Below are 20419 nucleotides of genomic sequence, written 5' to 3' on the forward strand. Positions count from 1 at the left end.
AGTGCTTTAAAATTTTCAGAATGAGTTTGGTTGGAATTATCTTTGGTAAACAAAATACAAATCAACATATATTAACGATTAAAATTTACGGTACATGGCATCAAATTCAAGAGGAATCTTAAAATTCAACGGGAGCGAGGGTCAGAAGTTATTAAAGCTTAATTACAGCGTATCGCGCTCCACGGATGTTTCTGGGAGAGTGGCTTCAGATCCGTCGAATGCAATCATCAAATTAACGATCGAGGCGACAGAAAAGTCAGACATTCTGGAGTCTTTACTGAACGGAAAATACAAGCCGACTTCGGGCGAGATCACGTTCAACAAATCTCATGAAGAGGGCACACTGATCACCCTGAACTGGGAAAACGGCTACGTGATCCAGCATGAGGTAGACTTCGATGCGGTAGACGAAAACTCAATGCTCATCAGCTTTGTAGTGAGTGCCGAGAAGATCAATTACGGAAACGCAGCTTATGAAGGTCTTTGGCCTTCAAGCTAAAAATTTTTCACTTTTCAGTATTATTGTATACAAAGCAAAGATCGTCCTGCAGGACGGTCTTTTTTGCCTGAAATGTTTTTTGCATCAATTTCCGTCTGTAGTTTATCCTGAGTGAAGTTGAAGGATTTCCCTCCGGTCTTCTGGAAGCAGGTTTTAGAAATACCTGTCAGCGAAAGGATTATTTTTCATAAGTATTGACGAATTTAAAAGTTAAAAATCCAAAATTTAATCTTTAAAAACGGTAAGAACAGATAAAATTTAATAACTTTAAACCACCACACAATCACAACAATATGAATACCGCAGAACAAAGCCGAGGTTCATCCTTCCGCCCTTCTCAGAATGCAGAAGGAATCTCAGAGAGCCATCATACGGGGATCAACCGTCTGGTAAAATTATCTTTGGTGATAGAAGGTAAGGTGATCAGATATTACAAACATTTTAAGCTCACCCAGAGCGCACGCCGCCATCATGAGTTTACCCTTACCCTGGCTCACGACACTTTGGGAGACCGTCAGACCCATACTTTAGAAGAAGCCAACAAGTTTTTAGGCAAACGCTTGACCGCCGTTATTTCCTACAAAGACATCGACAGGAGTCCGGAACGTACCTTTGTGGGCGTTATTACGGGGGTAGGTTTCAGTCAGGAAAAAATGAGTCTGGGGAATATTGTTTTATCCGGTTACAGTCCGACCATTTTACTCGACGGAGCACCGCACATCCAAAGCTTCGGAGGCAGCCAGCCTGTGAATATGGGAATCATCGCCGAAGAAGTCATCAAACAGGGTTTAGATAAAAGCCGCTTCGATATCCGGATCGATACCCACGATTATTCACAGATTGTCTACAGCAGCCAGTACGATGAGACGCATTACAATTACCTGGCGAGAATGGCAGAAGCGTATGGCGAACAGTTCTACTACGACGGGGAAGTGCTTCACTTCGGGAAACTTCCTGCTCAGAACACACCGATCAGACTCACGTACGGAAGCAGCGCCAACGACATCAAAGTAGAGCTGAAAGCGGTACACACCAAACCTCAGTTCTACGGTTACAACAGCAGCAAGAACGAGAAGCTGACTTCAGGAGAGACCCCGATCCGCCATGTCGGAGATCTGGCCAAAACAGCGTATCAGCACAACGATAGTATTTATAAAACTCCTTCACTGCGTGTTGCCCCCATTAAAGCTACGACCCATTTGGATGTAGAATATTCGCAGAAAAGCACATCGGGAAGTGAGGGCGTGAATGTTTTTAATCTTTCAGGTTCTACAACGGTTCCTTTTTTACATCCGGGATGCGCAGTCGACATCGAAATGCGGAAACCGGATACGAATGAAACCTCTTACTTCACGAGAATCATGGTGACGGAAACCACGCATGAGATTGATGCAATCGGTCACTACACGGGAAGCTTCCACGGGATTGCTTCAGACACGGGCTTTCTCCCGAAGCCTGACTTTTCAACCCCGAAAGCCGAACCACAGATCGCCACGGTGATCTCGAACACCGATCCGGAAGGACAGGGCAGGGTTCAGGTGAGGTTCGACTGGCAGACGAACGATACGACGCATTTTATCAGAATGATGAGTCCTGATGCGGGAGGTACAGATCAGATCACCCAAAACCGGGGGTATGTTGCGATTCCCGAAGTGGGCGATCAGGTGATGGTCAACTTCGTACACAATCATCCGGAACCGTCCTTTTGTGATGGGCGGAATGTTCCACGGAGGCATCGGATTGGGTGGCGGGATGGATAACCGTGTAAAATCGATCCAGACGCGGAGCGGTCACCGAGTGGTTTTCACAGAAGATGAAAGCATTATCATTACCGATAAATCCGGCAATAAGATTCATCTGGATACCACGGGAAGCAACATCAATATTACAGCGCCTGAAACGATCAATATTAAATGCAGGAATTTTAATATTGATGTTCTGGAGAACATGAATACGAATGTAGGAATGAATAAAAGCAATTCTGTCGGACTGAATATAACGGAAACAGCGGGAGCCAATATCTGGCAGAATGCGAGTTTAAATTATAATCTGAATGCGACCAATATCATGAATATGGCGTCAGAAAATTTCACTTATGATGCTACAGACATCCACAAAAATGCTTCAGAGGGTATTGAAGTAGCGGCTGCAAAAGATTATGTACAAAACAGCGAGCAGACGATTCATAATCTGTCAGGAGAGAAAGGTCATAATGCATAAATCGAAAGGCGATGGAAGATCAGAAAACGAAAGGCAGGATACAAATTTTCGCAAAAAACATCAGAGGTAATGCCAACGGAGGAATTCTAGAAGAAAGCAGATTTACAAAGAATGTTGCAGGAGGACGACAGGTGCAGAATGGTTCCGGTGGAGGGGTAAATCATGATGTGAATCAACCAAAAAAAGAACTTTTAAAAGTCATTAAAGTTGAAGGTCCGTTTGATGAAAACAATAAACTTGTAGACTGTGTTGAAAAAGGAAAGTGGTATAATTATAAAGCAAAATTTAACAGGCAGCCGGAAAATGATGAAGAAAAAAATTTAAAATGGGCTTCAGAATATGATGAAAACGGTAGAAAAAAAATATTAATCGATGTTTCCAATAAAGGATTAATAGAAGTTTCTCATAAAATTCTAAATTCTTTTACGGCTCATAAATTAAAGATGTATGCTTATTTCCAGACACCTGAATCTCACGCTAAAGCTGAAATCATACAAGGGGAAATTCTGATCGTAGTAGGAACCGAGCAACATTCTCAATCTTATGGAAATAAACTTATGTTTCCCGCACAAGCGGTTCGAGAGATCAGAGAACATTATAAAGATCATAAATATGCAAATATCATCATCTTTTCTGATGCGTTTACAGACATGCAACTAAGCATCATCAAGAGAGATGCAAAAAAATGGAATGCAAATCTGTATTTTAAGAAAATAAAAACGGTAAGCGAGCTGATAAAATATATCAATGACGGAGATGCTACCATAAGCAGAAGCAAAGCAAAAGTTTCTACTCTGAAGATTTTTGCACATGGTTTACCGAGTATCTTAGATTTTGGTTTGGATGGTGATCAGGAAGAATCTCAACGTTTTAAGAAGGAACATGTATCGGAATTAAAGAAAGAATCTTTCACTTTAAAGCCTGAAATATTTTCTTACGCATGCCGAACCGGAAACAGCGATGACAGAACAGTCACTCTCAATCCATCTTATAAATATGATTCAGAATCTTTAAAATTAGTAAAGCCAAAGGAAAGTTTAGCTCAAAAGCTAAGCGATCACCTTGATGCGAAGGTTTACGCATTTCTGAGAAGAAGTAATTACACTTCTACATGGCTTGACGGAGGAAATAAAGAATATAAATCTCAGTACATGACCATCGAGGATGAAGGTGTGAGCAGTCCATTCAATCCTGCAGACTGGTACAGGGCAACTCTTGGTGACAGCCGATGGGATGAATCACTTTGGAATCCCAGAGGAGCATTTCTATTGCCAACCTCAGGAGCTTCGCCAGCAGGTCTTCTTGAAGCAGGAATGTTCATTTTTGAAAAAGGAAAAGAACCAATAAAAAAATAATCGACTGATGAGATTTTTTAAAATATTTACATTTTTTGTGATTGTATATTTACTGAGCGTTTTTACAGCTTACTTTTCGATGATTGATTATAAAGATACCGTTTCAGCATCATGTTTAGAGTGCTCACTGATTCGTGATGTTTTTGTTCTTCCTTTATTGAGTAGTGTTGTACTGACTGTTCTATACATTTTTTTGAAAAAAATAATCGAAAAAAAAATAGTGCTTTCTATTATTACAGTAATACTTTTTTTAGCATTGAACTGCCTGAATAATTATTACATTTTTGTCGACCGGGTTTCATCATGGAGTTCATTTACTTTGCAGGGTGAGATAGCAGGAATGATTTCCAATTCATATTTATATTTAATAATAAGCGCTTTTATAGTCTATATCTCAGCAAAGAAATTAAATGTAAAAGCACAAGATGATATTCAATTGAGAAAATAAACTGAATGATCTTATTTAATTATTTAAAATTCATTTAATAGTGAATTTTATTCGATAAAATATATGTAAAACCTTTTCTGATAAAGGTTTTTTTCTTTTCGATAAATCAAAGTAGTAATTCTACTACACAAAATCGTAGTTCTACTACAAAATACAAATTAGACGAATAAAAACTTCCGGTTGCCAATCTTTGGCTCTATCTTCGCTATAGAAATAACATCAAATCACAAAATATTAATTGCTTAAAATTTACAAATCATGGCAGACAATTCAAGAGGAATCTTAAAATTCAACGGTAGCGAAGGACAAAAATTATTAAAGCTTAATTACAGCGTATCCAGATCTACAGACGTTTCAGGACGTGTAGCTTCAGATCCTTCCAATGCGATCATCAAACTTACCATCGAGGCTACAGAAAAATCTGAAATCTTAGAAAGTTTGCTCAATGGAAAATACAAGCCAACTTCTGGTGAGATCACTTTCAACAAATCTCACGAAGAAGGTACACTGATCACTTTAAACTGGGAAAACGGATACGTTATCCAGCACGAAGTTGATTTTGATGCAGTAGATCAAAATTCTATGCTGATCAGCTTTATCGTAAGTGCAGAAAAAATCAATTACGGAAATGCAGCTTACGAAGGTGTTTGGCCAAGTGCTTAAAGAGATCTTTAATTAAATTATCAATGAATAGCCTGCCTAAAAGCAGGCTATTCATCTTGTAAAATCAAAAAAATCAAAAAAAATTAATTATGAAAAAAATCATCATCTTAGCATTATTTACTTGTTTAGGTTTTACCATAAAAGCTCAAACAAATGAACTTGAAAAAACATCTTGGGAGATCGAAAAAGTGAATACTGACGGAAGTGCCACTTTCAAAAAAGCTAAATCAATAAAATTTCCTGAAGAACAGCCCAAAAATAATTTTCTGCAGTTTGATGAAGACAAAAATTTTCATACAGGAAACGATTGTTTTCACATGATGGGAAAATACAATGTTTACGAAAATAATCAAATAGAAATTTCAGAGGGCATTTCAGATATGGTTGAAAATTGTAAAGAACCCAAAACATTCGTAGGGACCTTTACTTTCAAAATCAATAAAGACCGTCTTGAATTGATCCCTGTTAAAAATTAAATTTTTGAATCAGTTTTTTACTCGGATAATTTATGCTCATTTAGAAATTCTGGAATAAAACCAAAGCCATTTTCTTATATTTGTTCATTATTCAAAATATGGACGCAACACAAGACAAAAGGCTTTTTCTGATCGATGCTTATGCAATGATTTTCAGAGGATATCACGCAATGTCAAAAAACCAGAGGTATACCAGTTCCGGAATGGAGACAACGGCTATTTTTGGTTTTATGAATTCATTGATCGAACTCATTAGAAAAGAAAAACCTACTCATTTAGCAGTAATTTTTGATGTCGGTCAGGCAAGTATTCGCACAAATGATTATGCCGAATATAAAGCGAATCGAAGTGAAACACCTGAAGCAATTAAATTTGCCATTCCATATATCCACCGTATTTTGGAGGCGATGCACGTTCCGAGTTTAGGTATTGAAGGATACGAAGCTGATGATGTCATAGGTACCATTGCATGTAAAGCCGAAAAGGAGAATTACACGAGTTTTATCGTGAGTGGAGATAAAGATTTTGCTCAGTTAGTTACGGATAAAATTAAGTTGTATAAACCAGGTTTCAGGGGTGGCGAAATTTCAATTTTAGGGGTAGAAGAAGTAAAAGCAAGATACGGAATTGAAGATCCGAAACAGGTGATCGATTTCTTAGCAATGATGGGCGATTCATCTGATAATATTCCGGGACTGGATGGTGTAGGAGAAAAAACAGCCATGAAATTTCTTAAAGAATATGGCAGCATAGAAAATCTTTTAGCAAATACCCATCAGTTAAAAGGGAAGATCAAAGAAAAAATAGAAGCCTCTGCCGAGCGTGGAATTTTATCTAAAAAATTAGCAACCATTATCTGTGACGCTCCCGTAGAATTTCACCAGGAACAATACGATCTTGATACTCCCGATTTTGAAAAGGTAAAAGAGATTTTCGACGAGATAGAATTCAGAAGACTTTACGAAAACCTTTACCGTGCATTTGCTCCGGCTGAAACAGTTACGGTAAAAACGACAACGGTAGAATCTAATGCCGACAACCAAAAACCAAAAACCGCCAGCCAAAGTGGTCAGCTTGATCTTTTTGCCAGCTTTGAAGAACTCGATCAGGCAACTTCTACCAAAGAAACCATTGAGCAAAATGACCATCTGTATCAATTTGTTGATAATCCTAAGGCTCAGAAAATATTAGTACAAAATCTTCTAAAGCAAAAAGCGGTATGTTTTGATACGGAAACAACTTCGCTGAACGAATTGGAAGCCGAATTGGTCGGAATGAGTTTCTCCTACAAAAAAGGTTTGGCATATTACATTCCGCTTTCTGATGATCAGGGCGAAGTTTTGCAGACACTGGAAATTTTCAGACCGTTTTTTGAAAAAGAAGATTTAATTAAAATCGCTCACAACTTAAAATACGATTATAAAGTTCTGAAGCAATATAACATGACCGTAAAAGGTGCGATGTTCGATACCATGATTGCACATTACCTTTTGAATCCCGACGGAAGACATGGTATGGATTATCTTTCAGAAGTTTACCTCAATTATAAACCTGTTTCCATTGAGACCATTATTGGCAAAAAAGGAAAAAATCAGGGCAATTTCAGAGATGCAGATTTGCGGACACAGACTGATTATGCAGCAGAAGATGCAGATGTAACTTTCCAGTTATATGAATTGTTTGCACCTCAATTAAAGAAAGAAAACCTTGAAGACCTTTTCTATAATGTGGAAATGCCTTTGATGGAAGTTTTAGCTAAAATGGAACTCGAAGGAATTTCTTTAGACGAAAAATGGCTTGCTCAGGAAAGTATTGACCTGGAAAATGATTTAAGACAATTAGAATCGAAAATTTTTGAAATTTCGGGTGAAGAATTTAACATGAACTCACCTAGACAATTGGGCGATGTCTTATTCGATAAAATGCAGCTCGACCCAAAAGCCAAGAAAACGAAAACCGGACAATACGCAACATCAGAAGATATTCTACAGAAATTAGCTACAAAGCACGAGATTATTCAGCATATTTTAGAATACAGAACCTACCAGAAACTGAAATCTACTTATGTAGACGCTTTGCCATCACAGATTGATAAAGATGACAATCGGGTTCATACCAATTTTTCACAAACCACAGCTGCAACAGGTCGTTTGGCAAGTGTAAATCCGAATTTGCAGAATATCCCGATTCGTACGTTGAGAGGTCAGCAAATCCGTGGAGCATTTGTTTCCGGTGAAGGAAAGAAGATTATCTCTGCCGATTATTCTCAGATCGAATTGCGTCTGATTGCCGAAATTTCTGGGGAAGATAATATGATCAAAGCGTTTCAGGATGGGGAAGATATTCATGCTTCTACAGCTGCAAAATTATTTAATATTCCATTGGAAGAAGTTTCAAAAACACAGCGTGGACAGGCAAAAACCGTCAATTTTGGAATTCTCTACGGTCAGGGAGCTTTTGCCTTAGCCGAACAAACCGGTTTATCCAGATCTGAAGCGAAGCAGATGATCGAAGCCTATTATGAAACCTACCCGAAACTGAAAGAATACATGGCTGCACAAGTACAAAGAGCCCGCGATATGGGTTATGTAGAAACGATTTTAGGAAGAAAACGTCACTTGAAAGACATCAATTCCGGAAATTTTGTGGTGCGCGCTCATGCTGAAAGAAATGCCGTAAATGCTCCCATTCAGGGAAGCGCAGCAGATGTGGTGAAAATGGCTATGATCAAAATTCAGAAAGAATTAGAAAAAGAAAAATTGCATACTAAGATGCTTCTTCAGGTACATGACGAATTGGTTTTCGAATCTCCTATTGATGAGGTTGATGTGGCTACAAATATTATTAAAACCGAAATGGAAAATGCTATTGAAACACAAGTTCCGTTACTCGTTGAGGTTGGAGTAGGATATAACTGGCTGGAAGCGCATTAGAGTATCACTGAAAATTTTCTAAAAATGGACTTGCTCTTTCAATAATTCGATTTGTCTTTTGTATAAATCACTATATGCTATATGAATAACAAAATTATTTAATTCTTGAGAAATAAAGCGTACATAGTTTTGATATAGAATAAGATTTAAGTTATTTGAATTTGATATTTTAAGTAATGTAATTTCACCCTCTTTATTAATAGCCGATCTATCATTTGCTATACTAAAAGTATTAGCTATGGGCTCTGCTATTCCAGTTTCGGGATATAATACTAAAATATCTTTAAAAGATTTATATATATTACCATTAGTGATATGATGGATTTCGTACTTATCAATTATCATTGGTCCTAAGCCATAATTGCTTAAAGAAATTTCTAATTCACCATGATTATTTATGAAATTAAAGTTTCCATATGGTCTAGCTAGTTCTTGCAACGTCCATTGATTTCTTTCGGTATCTTCTTTTACTAAATTTATTGATAAATAAGTAAGAACAATTAGGTTAAGAATTCCAATAATAGGATTTAAAAGTCCTCCAACATAATCTCCAAAAGTGACCCCAACTTTCAGGACTGGTAGAGAAATTTAAAATTCCAAAATTGCAGATGTAAGGAATAATTACAATGCATAATGCAATTAATGTTGAAATCCAAAGTGATCTGATTAAAGTTTTATTTTTCATAATTCAAATTTCACTAATACTCAATCTCCACGCTACCCATATACACCAAAGAAAATTCATCATTTTCAACAGAAACAGACTTTGGAATTTGTCCTTGGCTTACAAATATTAAAGAGTTGATATCAAATTTCAATTCTAAAAGGTTGATTTTGTGAACCAATTCCGGAAGCCATTGATCGGCAAATGAGTATTCTGAAAAGTTTTCGTAAATATTATTGCTTAGATTTTCAAAGCCATATTCTGCCAAATCGCCGTCAAACCAAACCGTATCTTGCGATTCTGCAAATTTTGAGATATAATTGTCGTCATCTTCTTCATTCAGATAATAGTTCTCATCTTCCTCTACAAATTGTAAAAACTGTTCTTCTGAATTAAAATTCCCTACCCAAAAATCTAAAATCTGTGTATTCATGCCTAATTTTTTGAAGCGTCAAAGGTAAGATTAATAGTTTTTATATTAAAAGTTTTCTGTGATTTTACAAGGGAACAAATTGTGTAAACCGTCAGTTCGAGTAGATTTTGAAAAAATCATATCGAGAACTTGTCAGATGGTAAACAAATGTTGTTTTTAGTCTCACAGGTTCTCGATACATTTTTCTCCATTTCATTCCGAAAACCACTCGAACTGACGAAAGTAATATATTTTAAACCTAAACCTTCAAAACTCCACGAAAGGCTCTCGCTGCATAATAAGAATTGGCACCATTATGATACACAAAAACCGTATTATAACGTCGGTCACAAAATAATGCGCCGCCCAAAGCTCTGATGTCTTTTGGTGTTTTGATCCAGCTTGATGTTTTGAGATCAAATTCTCCTAAGGTCTGTAAAAACCGATATTGTACTTCATCAAGAATTTCAATACCCATTTCTGTAGCAACTGTGAGTACATCATTCTGGGGTTTATTTTCTTTTCTCGAATCCAAAGCTTCTCGGTCATAGCAAAAACTTCTTCTGCCTTTCGGGCTCTCTGCCGAACAGTCAAAAAATACATATTCATCAGAGTTTTTGTCGTAATCTACGACATCTGGTTCGCCACCTGAATTTTCCATTTCGTTCAATGACCAAAGTTTTTGTGGATTTATCGTGAGTTTTTCTTCAATTTTTGACCAATCCATTTTCGGATGGCGATGGGTATTTTTTTCAAAACGTTGTTGAAGAACATCAAGAAGTTCTGTGGTTTCTCTTTCAGATAATTGTTGTTTTGATGCCATGATGAAGTGTTTTTAGTTTAAAATTTAAGGAAAATAGATCAGCCTGTCATTGGGCAGATCATACTCGTAGATTTTGTCAGTTTCAGGATCAATGTAAAGCCATTGAAAAGTATTGATTGTATGTTCAGATTCGGTATAAATTCCCAGCACGTAATATTGCTTGTCTTCTCTGTTGCGTTTCTCAACTGAATAAGACAAGTTTTCCTTATTTTTTATGGATAATTTAATTAAATCTTTATGAGAATTGGCAATATAATATTCTGCAAGTAGATAAAGACGATCACGATAGCTGTCGGACAATTGATCTTCATTAGATAAATGATATTTGATTTCTTTGCCGTATTCTTTCCTGAACTTTGAAACGTTTCCGTCTCTGATTTTTTTAGCAGAAACAATCCATTGTGCATTTTGCGGAGTTTCTCCGTCTCCTGCAATGTAAATAGAATCATTTTTCCATGTAATGGCGATGAGGTCACCTCGAAGGAAACTTCGGTCGTTGTTTTTATCGTTTATAAAATCAACTTCTTTTTTTCCTTTTTTACCGTTGAGTTGTGAATAATCGAAATCATCATTATAAGAAATAAATTCGATGGTGTCTTTTTTAATGGAATCTTTCGCAGCGACAATTTTCTGCACTATTTCTGTTTCACGCTCATCTACTGATTGTTTTTTTGGTTCAGTCGGTGTACAGGAAAAGCAAAATATAAGGAGTAGAGCTACTACAGCTTCTTTCATATCTTTTAATTTGGAATTTAAAAATAACAAAATTTTATGAGTAAAAATTGTAACTGTTATTGTTTTAAGTAACTCTCTTCTCCTTTTCACTTTCTGTAATCGTTTTTTCTAAACGTGAAATTTTCGTTTTTTCCTGTTTCGCACTCATGATCCAGTGCGTCATGACCTTTTTATAAGATGGCGCTTGCTTTTCGAAAAATTCCCAGGCTTTTTTATTGTCCTTAAATTGTTTTTCGTACTCATCAGAAAGCTTAATGTTTTCAGTTTCGTGAGAATAGATTCGGGATTTGTTTTCTTTTCTGAGTCTAAAAGCTTCTAAACCTTCATTTCGCATCAAACCGGCTTTGGTAAGTTCTTCAACTTTATTGATATTCACTGCACTCCAGATGCTTGTCGGTTTCCTCGGGGTAAAACGAATGCTGTAGCTTTCTTCATCGATTGATTTTCTCACTCCGTCAATCCAGCCAAAACATAAAGCCTGATCTACAGATTCAGACCAGGTGATGGAAGGTTTTTTGGTTCCGACTTTATAAAATCCTACTAAAATTTCTTTTTCAGTTGTATAATTTTTTTCGAGCCAGTCTCGGAAGTCTTTTGGGGTTTGGAAGAAAGTTGGTTTCATTTCACGGAATATTATCGTTACTTTCAGTTGGTTTCATCTGCAAGTATAGTTCTTTTCTTTCTTTTTGAGAAACACAACTTCGCTTCTTTTCCAGATTTCGTTTAATTTTAAAATTCTTTTATGCTTTATTTCAAACTGAATTTCAATATACCACACGAAGATAAAAAAAGTTATCATCATCATAGACGTAATATTTTTAAAATCAGTCACTCTTCCTTTCCGATTCGCTATATTTGTAAAGCATTCGAATACTAAAAAGAGTGAAAATGAATTTAGATATGACAGACAGAAGATATAAGGAAACAATTCATACAGACACCAATAATTACGAATATACCACAGTTATCCACGACGAAAATAAAGTCAGAATTTACACCCTCAAAAACGGATTACAGGTTTTTTTGGCGCAGAATTTTGATGCACCAAGAATTCAGACATACATTCCGGTGAGAACGGGAAGCAATAACGACCCTTCTGATAATACAGGTTTAGCCCATTATCTTGAGCATATGATGTTCAAAGGAACATCTAAGATCGGAACACAGAACTGGGAGAAAGAAAAAGTTTTGATTGATCAGATTTCAGATTTATACGAAGAGCATAAAGCCGAGCAAAACCCTGAAAAAAAGAAGGAAATTTATAAAAAAATTGATGAAATTTCTCAGGAAGCCAGCCAGTTTGCGATTGCCAACGAGTATGATAAAATAATTTCATCCATCGGAGCCAGCGGTACCAATGCTCACACTTGGTACGATGAAACGGTTTATAAAAATAATATCCCGAGTAACGAACTGGAAAAATGGCTGAAAATTGAGAAAGAAAGGTTTTCAGAGATTGTTTTAAGACTTTTTCATACAGAATTAGAATCTGTTTATGAAGAATTCAACCGTGCACAGGATAATGATTCCCGATTGGTAAATGATGAATTGATGGAAGCACTTTTTCCAAATCATCCAAATGGTCAACAAACCACATTAGGAAAGCCGGAACACTTGAAAAACCCTTCAATGAAGGCGATTCATAAATATTTTAACGAATATTATGTTCCCAATAATTATGCAATTGTTCTGGTAGGCGATTTAGATTTTGAAAATACGGTGAAGCTCATTGATCAATATTTTGGTGAAATTCCGTATAAAGAACTGCCTGAAAAAGAGGCGGTTATTGAGCAGCCCATCACAGAAATTATCGAAAGAACAGTGTACAGTCCTACAACTCCAAGAGTTCAGCTGGCTTGGAGAACAGAGAGTTATGGTTCAAGAGAAGCTATGCTTGCTGATGTAGTTGCCAATATTTTGAGCAACAGAGGGGAAGCCGGATTGCTGGATTTACATATCAATCAGACTCAGAAAATGCTTTGGGCACAGGCTTATTCTTTAGGTTTAAAACATTACGGTTTTTTCTCAATTGTTGCCGTTCCTAAAGAAAACCAAACTTTACAGGAAGCCCGGGAAATGGTTTTGGAACAAGTTGAACTGGTGAAAAACGGCGATTTTCCGGACTGGATGCTTCCCGCTATCATCAATGATTTTAAACTGCAGCGAATGAAAAGTCTTGAAACTGCAGGAGGTTTGGCAAATAATCTTTATGATACTTACATCAAAGGCAGATCCTGGGAGCAGGAGTTGAATGAAATGGATGAATATGCTGAGATCACAAAAGAAGAAGTGATCGCTTTTGCCAATCATTTCTTTCAGGATAATTACGTAGTTGTCAACAAAGAAAAAGGAGTCAATAATAAGTTGCTGAGAGTTGATAATCCCGGAATTACTGCGATCAAAATTAACCGTGATGCACAATCTGAGTTTTTAAAAGAAATTTTAGATGAAAAAACTGATGATATTCTACCGGAATTTATTGATTATCAAAAAGAAATAACAACTGTTGTTATTAAAGATAAAAAAGTAAGTTTCGTTAAAAATAAATATAACGAAATTGCCCAGATTCATTTTATTTTCCCTTTCGGAAGTGATCATGACCGTGAGCTTGGAGTTTCTACACAGATTTTACAATATCTGGGAACAGAAAAGTTTTCATCCGAAGATTTGAAGAAAGAATTTTTTAAAATTGGAATCAGCAATGATTTTAAAACCACTTCAGATCAGCTTCAGATTTCGTTAAGCGGATTGGAAGAAAACATGGAAAAAGGGATTGAATTGCTTCAGCACTGGATGAAAAATGTAGAGCCGGATCAGGAAATTTACAATCAGTTTGTCGATACGATTCTTGAAAACCGAGAAGCAGGAAAAAAGGATAAAAATCGTATCATGACTGCTTTGACGAATTATACAAAACTCGGAAAAGGCTCAAGATTTTTAGATTTTCTTTCAAAAGATGAGCTTCAAAATACCAAAGTTGAGAATTTTACGGAACGAATCAAAAGTTTATTCAAATTCCAATATCAGATATTTTTCTACGGAAAAGATTTTGAGAAATTTAAAAATGAGATAGAGAATTATATCGAAACCCAAAGTCGCAGTATTCCTGATCCAAAGATTTATCCAGAACCGGAAACCGTAGGAAATGTATACTTCACCAACTATGATATGGTGCAGATGGAAATGAGTAAAATAGGAAAGGGACAGCATATAAATATTGATAATTTTGGAAAGATCAATGTTTTTAATGAATATTTTGGACGTGGTTTATCATCTATTGTTTTTCAGGAAATTCGTGAGAGTAAAAGTTTGGCTTATTCTGCATATGTTTCGTATTCGCCCAGTGAAGAAATCGGGCATCCGGATTACATCACAACGTACATCGGAACTCAACCGGACAAACTGAAAATAGCAGTCGACACAATGACCGAACTGATGGATGAACTTCCGGAAGTGACTACTCAGTTTGAAAGTGCAAAAAGTGCTGCTTTAAAGCAAATTGCATCAACGAGAATTACAAGAACCAATATATTTTTCAATACGTTAAGACTGCAAAAGCTGGGAATCACACACGATTTCAGGAAAGATATCTACAGCCAGATTGATAGTCTGAAGTTTGAAGATGTAAAGCAGTTTTATCAGACAGCAATAAAACCAATACAGTTCAACACCGCTATTATCGGGAAAAAGGAAAACCTTAATTTGGAAGCAGTGGAACAAATGGGAAGTTTTAAGGAAGTGAGTCTGGAAGAGATTTTTGGGTATTAAAAAAGAGGCTTTAAGCCTCTTTTTTAGTCTAGAAAATTGTTTATACTTTTAATGTTTTTTATGATTATTTCTTCCGATTCTTTTGGTGCAGGTCTTCCAAATGTATTAAAAAAAGAACCTATAGGATCGTCCATTATTTCTTTTCTTTTTTTGAAAAATTTTTCATAGCTAGTATTTATTCCTCTGTCGAGAGGTACTATGGGTTTTCTAACATTTTTCAAACCGGCTAAAGTAAAATGAAAGTAATATTTACTGTCATAAGCTTCTAAAACCAAACCGGGCAATCCTTTGAATGTGTAAGGACCTTCGGAAATAGGTATATCTTTAGTGTACCAAGCTGTAATTTCTTTATTCCGATATTTTCCTGTTGCCTTTTGACAATTATATCCACTAATTATTTTAGTTTCGTTAATAAGCTTCCAATCTATTTTTCCATTAATTTCAAAACTATAGGTAGCTTTCAAAATCTCGTCCCAAAGAATAAAACTATCCTCTTTAAATTGAAGTTCTGGAATAAATTCTACATAGGCGAGATTCCCTGTGTTAATTACTACTTTTCCATTAACTGGATTATCCATACTTTTGCTAATGTATGCCAATGATAAGGAATCTGCCAACTGCTTAATATTACTCTTGAATAGTGAAGAAAACTTACCTATTTGCAAAGTTGTAATTTCTTCTTTTTTTGAGCGAATATTTGCAGTATCAATTAAGAACACGGCTTTGTATTTAACCTCAATATTGGCAGTATCAGTTTCTTGTGAAAATAGAAGATTGGTTTGAAAACTTAATAATAATATTATTAGTTTAATAAATAATAATTTATACATATTTTTTAATTAATACTTACATCTTTTGTGATAGCAGCTGTTTCTCTTCCACAAAAATAGACGTTTGTTAACCTAGAATTTCTATCCATGCAATAAAAAGCATGCGCTCTATCAGCAGCATTAGTTGGCTCATAACATACAGTATCAACAGTTCTAACACCACACCATGTTTCTATTGCGTATTCTTGGCAATAAATAGTCTTTGGACAATTATTCTCAACTTTGGAATTGAAAACTTTTGATTCAATTTCTTTGTTGTCTTTTGCGTTGACTAATCCAGCTACGCCAAAGGTAGCTAATAATAAGATTTTTTTCATTTGGTTTATTTTTTTAATTATTTTAACATTTCAAAAGTAAAAAATTAAATAAATTTAAATATAATTTTCTTTTTGCGATTTTTTTGCGATTTTTCGCAAAAACTATATCTTTACACTAAACTTTGTAAAATGGAGAAAACAAAACTTATTGAAACTCGTAAAAGAAAAAATATTACTCAGGAAAAAATGGCAGATCTCCTTTTTATGGATGTTTCCAATTATAATAGGAGAGAAAAGGGAACTGCAAAGATTTCTTTACAAGAATGGCAGAAAATTTCCGAAGCACTACAAGTTCCTTTGGAAGAAGTTTATGAAAATGATGAAAGTTTGGTTTTCATTTTTAATGATAATTCTACAGGAAATGGAAATATTGTAAGCAACAATTATAATATTCCGCTTTCTGTTTGGGAAACTCAGAAAAAATACATTGAAAAATTAGAAGCTGAGATTGAAATACTTAAAGCGAAAATTGCTGAGAAATAAATAATAAGCGGGCGAAAATCGAAGATTTTCGCCCGCTTATTTTAACGATAAATAATTTCTTATTTCACTATTTTCATCTCGTTAATCAGCCATTTAGAATCGGCAAATTTATCAATGATGAAAAGAATATATTTGGTGTCAACCATGATGTTTCTGCTGAAACGCGGGTCGTAGTTGATATCACTCATTGTACCTTCCCACTGTCTGTCAAAGTTTAAACCTACCAGATTTCCGTATGCATCCAATGCAGGGCTTCCTGAGTTACCACCTGTTGTGTGGTTGGTTGCGGTAAATCCTACAGGTACATCGCCTGTTTTGTCTTTATAATTTCCAAAATCTTTTTTGTCATACAAATCAATCAGTTTTTTAGGTACATCAAATTCATAATCTCCCGGAACATATTTTTCCATGACACCTGCCAAATGCGTTTGATAATCATAAGTTACTGCATCTTTTGGAGTCGAACCTTTTACTTGTCCGTATGTTACACGAAGTGTAGAATTGGCATCCGGAAAGAATTTTCTGTTTTTATCAGTAGACATCTGCTGCGCCATGTATTTCTTTTGCAAGGCATCAATTTTCACCTGTAAAGAAATAAATTCCGGGTCAGCAGTTTTCATGTATGTATCTTTAATATTCATGAATAGCTGATAAACAGGATCTTTTTTAATCGTTTTAATTAATTTGTCCTGATTAGAAAAAGCTTTGTCAATATCAGAACTTAATGAAGCGCCATTCACTTCAGATCTTCCTGTGATGACAGAGTTTTTTGATATTTCTTCAAAATTGGTAATATTTTGAGCTTCATTTTTATATTTGTCAAAACCTGCAGGTAAAAATTGCGGAGCTGTTTTATTAGCATATAGAGCTAAAAGTTTTGCTGTTACTTTAGCATCCAGTTCTGCGCTGTAATCTTTGTAGAAAGAGGTCAATCTGTTTTTGAAGGCTTTAGTTCCCTTTTCGTCCATTCTTCCTGCTTCAACAGTGGTGATGTAGTTGGAATAGAGATTGGCAAGCATCAAAGTTTCTGCATTTCTCACCACTTCTGAATAATAAGCATTGTTTAGAGCAAAAGGAGCCTGTTGAGTATAAAGTGTGTTGAGTTCGCTTATTGTGTTTTTTATTTCAGGATTTTTTGCAGATAAAGTGCTTTCGTAGCTTACTTTTTTCTGTACGGCATTAGATTTTTTCAAACCTTCCACTTCACCTATCCATTTTTTCCAGTAGTTGGCAACCGAAGCAAATTTTGAAGCATATTTAATACGTGTCGCATCGTCGGTGCGCATTTTTTCGTCAAGAGTTTTCAAGGCAACATCACGCACAGCAATTCTTGCAGGATCAATTTCTGTCATGATTTTTTCAACGGCGATAGCAGGAAGATATTCTGTAGTTCTCCCAGGAAACCCATACACGAAAGTGAAATCATTTTCATTTTTATCTTTTATAGAAACAGGCAGATAATGTTTCGGGACGTAAGGAATGTTGTCTTTAGAATATTCTGCAGGTTTGTTGTTTTTGTCGGCGTAAATTCTGAACATTGAGAAATCTCCGGTATGTCTTGGCCAAACCCAGTTATCGGTATCGCTTCCGAATTTACCAATGCTTTGAGGCGGTGCTCCTACCAAACGAACGTCTTTGTAGGTTTCAATTACATAAGCATAAAATTTATTTCCATAATACATCGATTTTACAGAAATCGACTGATACGGTTCTGTTTTTTGAGAATTTTTATAAATCTCAATATTGGCAGCAATTTTCTTTGAAAGTCCCGGTTCCTGAAGGTTGTCTGTGTTTTCGAGAATCTGATTGGTAACTTCTTTAATATCCACGATAAAATCAACTGTTACGCCAGGATTGGGAAGTTCAGTTCCCATATTTTTGGCCCAAAATCCGTTTGACAGAAGATCGTTGTCAACCGTAGAGTGTGCCTGAATTTGTCCGTAACCACAGTGATGATTGGTTAAAAGTAATCCTTTTGGCGAAATAATTTCAGCCGTGCAGCCTCCGTTGAATTGTACTACGGCATCTTTAATACTGGGCTTTTGTGTGTTGAAAATATCTTTAGCGGAGATTTTCATTCCCAAATCTTTCATTTCCTTTTCATTCAATTCAGTGGGAATCCACATTCCGCCGTATTGCTGAGCAATTCCAAAAGAAAAACTGAAGAACGCCGAGGCAATTAAAATATTACGTTTTATCATTACAAAAAAATTTTGACTAAAATACGGATTTAATTTTCGTGGGAAAAAGAAAACCCTTCCGAATTTTTATTCTGAAAGGGTGTGGGAATTTATATCTTCTAGATTCGAAAAATCTGACTTAATTTTTACAAATACGATCTCATCATTTGTGCCTCTTAAGTAGCGACAAAATTAGGAAAATGAAAAATTACTGAAAATGAACCTATGTTAAGAAATCTGTTTCCTGATGCGGCTTAACGCCTGCGGTGTAATTCCCAGATAGGACGCAATATATTTTAACGGAATTTGCAGCACATAGTCAGGATAAGATTTTAATAAATTCAAATATCTCTCTTCAGCACTGTACATCAAAAGCGACATCTCTCGCTGTGCTTTTCTCACATACAGTCCTTCGGCGGAAATTCTGCCAATATAATTACCAATTTCTGTACTCTTATACAAATCCTGAAGATCTTGATAATGAATTCTGAAAAGCACGGTGTCTTTCAATGTTTCAATGTTGTAGTGACAAGGTCTTCTTGTAATGAAAGAATCATATGCGCTGCAAAACATATTTTTTACGATGAATGAAAACGTAATTTCTTTTGGAGGTTCTGTAGGATGCGGTTTGTGTACGAAAAAACGGACTATCCCTTCAGATATAAAGTATAAATAATCTTCGGTTTCTCCGCATTTTAAAATCGTTGTTTTCTTTGGAATTTCTAACCGCTCAAATTTGACGGTATGGAGTATCGCCAAATCTTCGGGAATTCCCAAAACTGAAACATAAAAATGTATTAAATCGTCCATAAATTATGGAAGACAAAATTAAGTAATTACGATGTACTTCCAGCTATTTTATAATAAAAATCAATCATAGTTATGGGTATCAGAAGCAATTAAGAGTTTTATTTTTAACAATAGCTTCTTATTTGTTTAAAATTCATAAGAATTTACCTTACCGTCATTTTGCAGCTTTTTGATAAAAAGATCATGATGGATATGTTTTCCTGTAAGAACCCAGCTTATGGTAATATTTTCTGTACTGAATTTTTGTCTCGTAACGATAAATTTCAAATGATATTCTTTAAATGTATTTTCTAAATAAGCAATGTCTTCCAAATGTTTGACTACGATTTTATATTCACGGACTTTATGATTACTGTCGATAAAATTCTGCAGATAATTGAGTGAACTCAAAATCAGCAGAACCAAAACCATCCCCGTTAAAGACAGATAAACATATCCTGCACCCACTGCCATTCCAATAGAAGCTGTTGCCCAAATAGTTGTAGCAGTGGTGATTCCTTCAATCTTATTATCCCCTTTGAAAATGACTCCGGCTCCTAAAAAACCAATCCCTGTAATGATATTTGCGGCTAAACGATCAGGATTGCTCACCCCGATTTTTATTGAAAGAATCGTAAATAAACAAGAGCCGAAACATACCAGAATAAATGTTCGCAAACCTGCAGATTTATTTCTGTATTCTCTTTCTGCACCTATAAATAGCCCCAGAATGACCGAAATGAAAATTAATACCAATTCATTTTGAATAGAATGATCTTTTAGAAAATCCATTATATGATTTATTTTAATAAAATTACAATAAA

At 35.6% G+C, this 20419-nt stretch carries 18 protein-coding genes and 1 pseudogene; 9 read left to right on the top strand and 10 right to left on the bottom strand.

The features are described 5' to 3' along the window. The first annotated feature begins 94 nt into the window (after nucleotides 1-94). From tssD (ACZZZA_RS09270) to polA, 7 genes and pseudogenes are all read left to right on the top strand, one after another. On the top strand, nucleotides 95-499 hold the full coding sequence (tssD, locus tag ACZZZA_RS09270) for a type VI secretion system tube protein TssD (RefSeq protein WP_463429230.1): 405 nt from the start codon (nucleotides 95-97) through the stop codon (nucleotides 497-499). 293 nt (nucleotides 500-792) lie between these two features. Further along, nucleotides 793-2719 (top strand): annotated as a pseudogene (locus ACZZZA_RS09275) (type VI secretion system Vgr family protein). An 11-nt stretch (nucleotides 2720-2730) separates the two neighbouring features. After that, a complete protein-coding gene (locus tag ACZZZA_RS09280; protein WP_463431191.1) occupies nucleotides 2731-4074 on the top strand; it encodes a hypothetical protein in 1344 nt (447 codons plus the stop codon). A 7-nt stretch (nucleotides 4075-4081) separates the two neighbouring features. Beyond that, nucleotides 4082-4522 carry a hypothetical protein gene (locus ACZZZA_RS09285; RefSeq protein WP_463431193.1) on the top strand — a complete coding sequence of 147 codons (441 nt, stop codon included), beginning with the start codon at nucleotides 4082-4084 and terminating at the stop codon, nucleotides 4520-4522. 258 nt (nucleotides 4523-4780) lie between these two features. Then, nucleotides 4781-5185 carry a type VI secretion system tube protein TssD gene (gene tssD, locus ACZZZA_RS09290; RefSeq protein WP_463431195.1) on the top strand — a complete coding sequence of 135 codons (405 nt, stop codon included), beginning with the start codon at nucleotides 4781-4783 and terminating at the stop codon, nucleotides 5183-5185. An 89-nt stretch (nucleotides 5186-5274) separates the two neighbouring features. Further along, complete coding sequence (locus ACZZZA_RS09295; RefSeq protein WP_463431197.1) at nucleotides 5275-5661, top strand: META domain-containing protein; 387 nt, start codon at nucleotides 5275-5277, stop codon at nucleotides 5659-5661. Nucleotides 5662-5759: 98 nt separating this feature from the next. Then, the gene (gene polA / locus ACZZZA_RS09300) at nucleotides 5760-8594 is read left to right on the top strand and encodes a DNA polymerase I (RefSeq protein ID WP_463431199.1); all 2835 of its coding nucleotides are present in this window, start codon (nucleotides 5760-5762) and stop codon (nucleotides 8592-8594) included. 18 nt (nucleotides 8595-8612) lie between these two features. Here the strand turns inward: polA and ACZZZA_RS09305 are convergent, their stop codons facing one another. The 5 genes from ACZZZA_RS09305 to ACZZZA_RS09325 all read right to left on the bottom strand — a co-directional run bounded on the left by ACZZZA_RS09305 (nucleotide 8613) and on the right by ACZZZA_RS09325 (nucleotide 11850). Next, entirely contained in the window at nucleotides 8613-9032 is a 420-nt protein-coding gene (locus ACZZZA_RS09305) for a hypothetical protein (protein ID WP_463431201.1), read from the bottom strand. Between the two features lie 260 nt (nucleotides 9033-9292). Beyond that, nucleotides 9293-9691 (bottom strand): immunity 22 family protein, encoded by a 399-nt coding sequence (locus ACZZZA_RS09310; protein WP_463431203.1) that lies wholly within the window; start codon nucleotides 9689-9691, stop codon nucleotides 9293-9295. A 238-nt stretch (nucleotides 9692-9929) separates the two neighbouring features. Further along, nucleotides 9930-10493 carry a DUF4256 domain-containing protein gene (locus ACZZZA_RS09315; protein ID WP_463431205.1) on the bottom strand — a complete coding sequence of 188 codons (564 nt, stop codon included), beginning with the start codon at nucleotides 10491-10493 and terminating at the stop codon, nucleotides 9930-9932. Nucleotides 10494-10517: 24 nt separating this feature from the next. Further along, nucleotides 10518-11228: a hypothetical protein gene (locus ACZZZA_RS09320; RefSeq protein WP_463431207.1), complete on the bottom strand. Its 711-nt coding sequence runs from the start codon at nucleotides 11226-11228 to the stop codon at nucleotides 10518-10520. A gap of 64 nt (nucleotides 11229-11292) precedes the next feature. Further along, nucleotides 11293-11850, bottom strand: a complete 558-nt coding sequence (locus ACZZZA_RS09325) for a YdeI/OmpD-associated family protein (RefSeq protein ID WP_463431209.1) — start codon at nucleotides 11848-11850, stop codon at nucleotides 11293-11295. Nucleotides 11851-12116: 266 nt separating this feature from the next. Between ACZZZA_RS09325 and ACZZZA_RS09330 the strand changes: the two genes are divergently transcribed. Further along, entirely contained in the window at nucleotides 12117-14996 is a 2880-nt protein-coding gene (locus ACZZZA_RS09330) for a M16 family metallopeptidase (protein WP_463431211.1), read from the top strand. A gap of 23 nt (nucleotides 14997-15019) precedes the next feature. Here ACZZZA_RS09330 and ACZZZA_RS09335 read toward each other — a convergent pair whose 3' ends face one another. Beyond that, nucleotides 15020-15826, bottom strand: coding sequence for a GLPGLI family protein (locus ACZZZA_RS09335; protein WP_463431213.1), 807 nt, complete (start codon nucleotides 15824-15826; stop codon nucleotides 15020-15022). A gap of 5 nt (nucleotides 15827-15831) precedes the next feature. Continuing rightward, nucleotides 15832-16143 (bottom strand): hypothetical protein, encoded by a 312-nt coding sequence (locus ACZZZA_RS09340; protein WP_463431215.1) that lies wholly within the window; start codon nucleotides 16141-16143, stop codon nucleotides 15832-15834. Nucleotides 16144-16272: 129 nt separating this feature from the next. On the opposite strand from ACZZZA_RS09340, the gene ACZZZA_RS09345 reads away from it, so the two are divergent. Then, nucleotides 16273-16626 (top strand): helix-turn-helix transcriptional regulator, encoded by a 354-nt coding sequence (locus ACZZZA_RS09345; protein WP_463431217.1) that lies wholly within the window; start codon nucleotides 16273-16275, stop codon nucleotides 16624-16626. Between the two features lie 59 nt (nucleotides 16627-16685). Here the strand turns inward: ACZZZA_RS09345 and ACZZZA_RS09350 are convergent, their stop codons facing one another. The 3 genes from ACZZZA_RS09350 to ACZZZA_RS09360 all read right to left on the bottom strand — a co-directional run bounded on the left by ACZZZA_RS09350 (nucleotide 16686) and on the right by ACZZZA_RS09360 (nucleotide 20387). Then, entirely contained in the window at nucleotides 16686-18827 is a 2142-nt protein-coding gene (locus tag ACZZZA_RS09350) for a S46 family peptidase (protein WP_463431219.1), read from the bottom strand. A 207-nt stretch (nucleotides 18828-19034) separates the two neighbouring features. Further along, nucleotides 19035-19616 carry a Crp/Fnr family transcriptional regulator gene (locus tag ACZZZA_RS09355; protein ID WP_463431221.1) on the bottom strand — a complete coding sequence of 194 codons (582 nt, stop codon included), beginning with the start codon at nucleotides 19614-19616 and terminating at the stop codon, nucleotides 19035-19037. Nucleotides 19617-19742: 126 nt separating this feature from the next. Next, the gene (locus ACZZZA_RS09360) at nucleotides 19743-20387 is read right to left on the bottom strand and encodes an MgtC/SapB family protein (protein ID WP_463431223.1); all 645 of its coding nucleotides are present in this window, start codon (nucleotides 20385-20387) and stop codon (nucleotides 19743-19745) included. Between the last annotated feature and the right edge of the window lie 32 nt (nucleotides 20388-20419).

It is taken from the genome of Chryseobacterium sp. AC405b, assembly GCF_979258685.1.

Bases quoted from the DNA above. Each gene is read 5' to 3' on its own strand.
- ACZZZA_RS09360 (WP_463431223.1), bottom strand. From the start codon at position 20,387: ATGGATTTTCTAAAAGATCATTCTATTCAAAATGAATTGGTATTAATT.
- ACZZZA_RS09345 (WP_463431217.1), top strand. From the start codon at position 16,273: ATGGAGAAAACAAAACTTATTGAAACTCGTAAAAGAAAAAATATTACT.
- ACZZZA_RS09310 (WP_463431203.1), bottom strand. From the start codon at position 9,691: ATGAATACACAGATTTTAGATTTTTGGGTAGGGAATTTTAATTCAGAA.
- ACZZZA_RS09350 (WP_463431219.1), bottom strand. From the start codon at position 18,827: ATGATAAAACGTAATATTTTAATTGCCTCGGCGTTCTTCAGTTTTTCT.
- ACZZZA_RS09295 (WP_463431197.1), top strand. From the start codon at position 5,275: ATGAAAAAAATCATCATCTTAGCATTATTTACTTGTTTAGGTTTTACC.
- ACZZZA_RS09285 (WP_463431193.1), top strand. From the start codon at position 4,082: ATGAGATTTTTTAAAATATTTACATTTTTTGTGATTGTATATTTACTG.
- polA (WP_463431199.1), top strand. From the start codon at position 5,760: ATGGACGCAACACAAGACAAAAGGCTTTTTCTGATCGATGCTTATGCA.
- ACZZZA_RS09280 (WP_463431191.1), top strand. From the start codon at position 2,731: ATGGAAGATCAGAAAACGAAAGGCAGGATACAAATTTTCGCAAAAAAC.
- ACZZZA_RS09325 (WP_463431209.1), bottom strand. From the start codon at position 11,850: ATGAAACCAACTTTCTTCCAAACCCCAAAAGACTTCCGAGACTGGCTC.
- ACZZZA_RS09355 (WP_463431221.1), bottom strand. From the start codon at position 19,616: ATGGACGATTTAATACATTTTTATGTTTCAGTTTTGGGAATTCCCGAA.
- ACZZZA_RS09330 (WP_463431211.1), top strand. From the start codon at position 12,117: ATGAATTTAGATATGACAGACAGAAGATATAAGGAAACAATTCATACA.
- ACZZZA_RS09340 (WP_463431215.1), bottom strand. From the start codon at position 16,143: ATGAAAAAAATCTTATTATTAGCTACCTTTGGCGTAGCTGGATTAGTC.
- tssD (WP_463429230.1), top strand. From the start codon at position 95: ATGGCATCAAATTCAAGAGGAATCTTAAAATTCAACGGGAGCGAGGGT.
- tssD (WP_463431195.1), top strand. From the start codon at position 4,781: ATGGCAGACAATTCAAGAGGAATCTTAAAATTCAACGGTAGCGAAGGA.
- ACZZZA_RS09320 (WP_463431207.1), bottom strand. From the start codon at position 11,228: ATGAAAGAAGCTGTAGTAGCTCTACTCCTTATATTTTGCTTTTCCTGT.
- ACZZZA_RS09315 (WP_463431205.1), bottom strand. From the start codon at position 10,493: ATGGCATCAAAACAACAATTATCTGAAAGAGAAACCACAGAACTTCTT.
- ACZZZA_RS09335 (WP_463431213.1), bottom strand. From the start codon at position 15,826: ATGTATAAATTATTATTTATTAAACTAATAATATTATTATTAAGTTTT.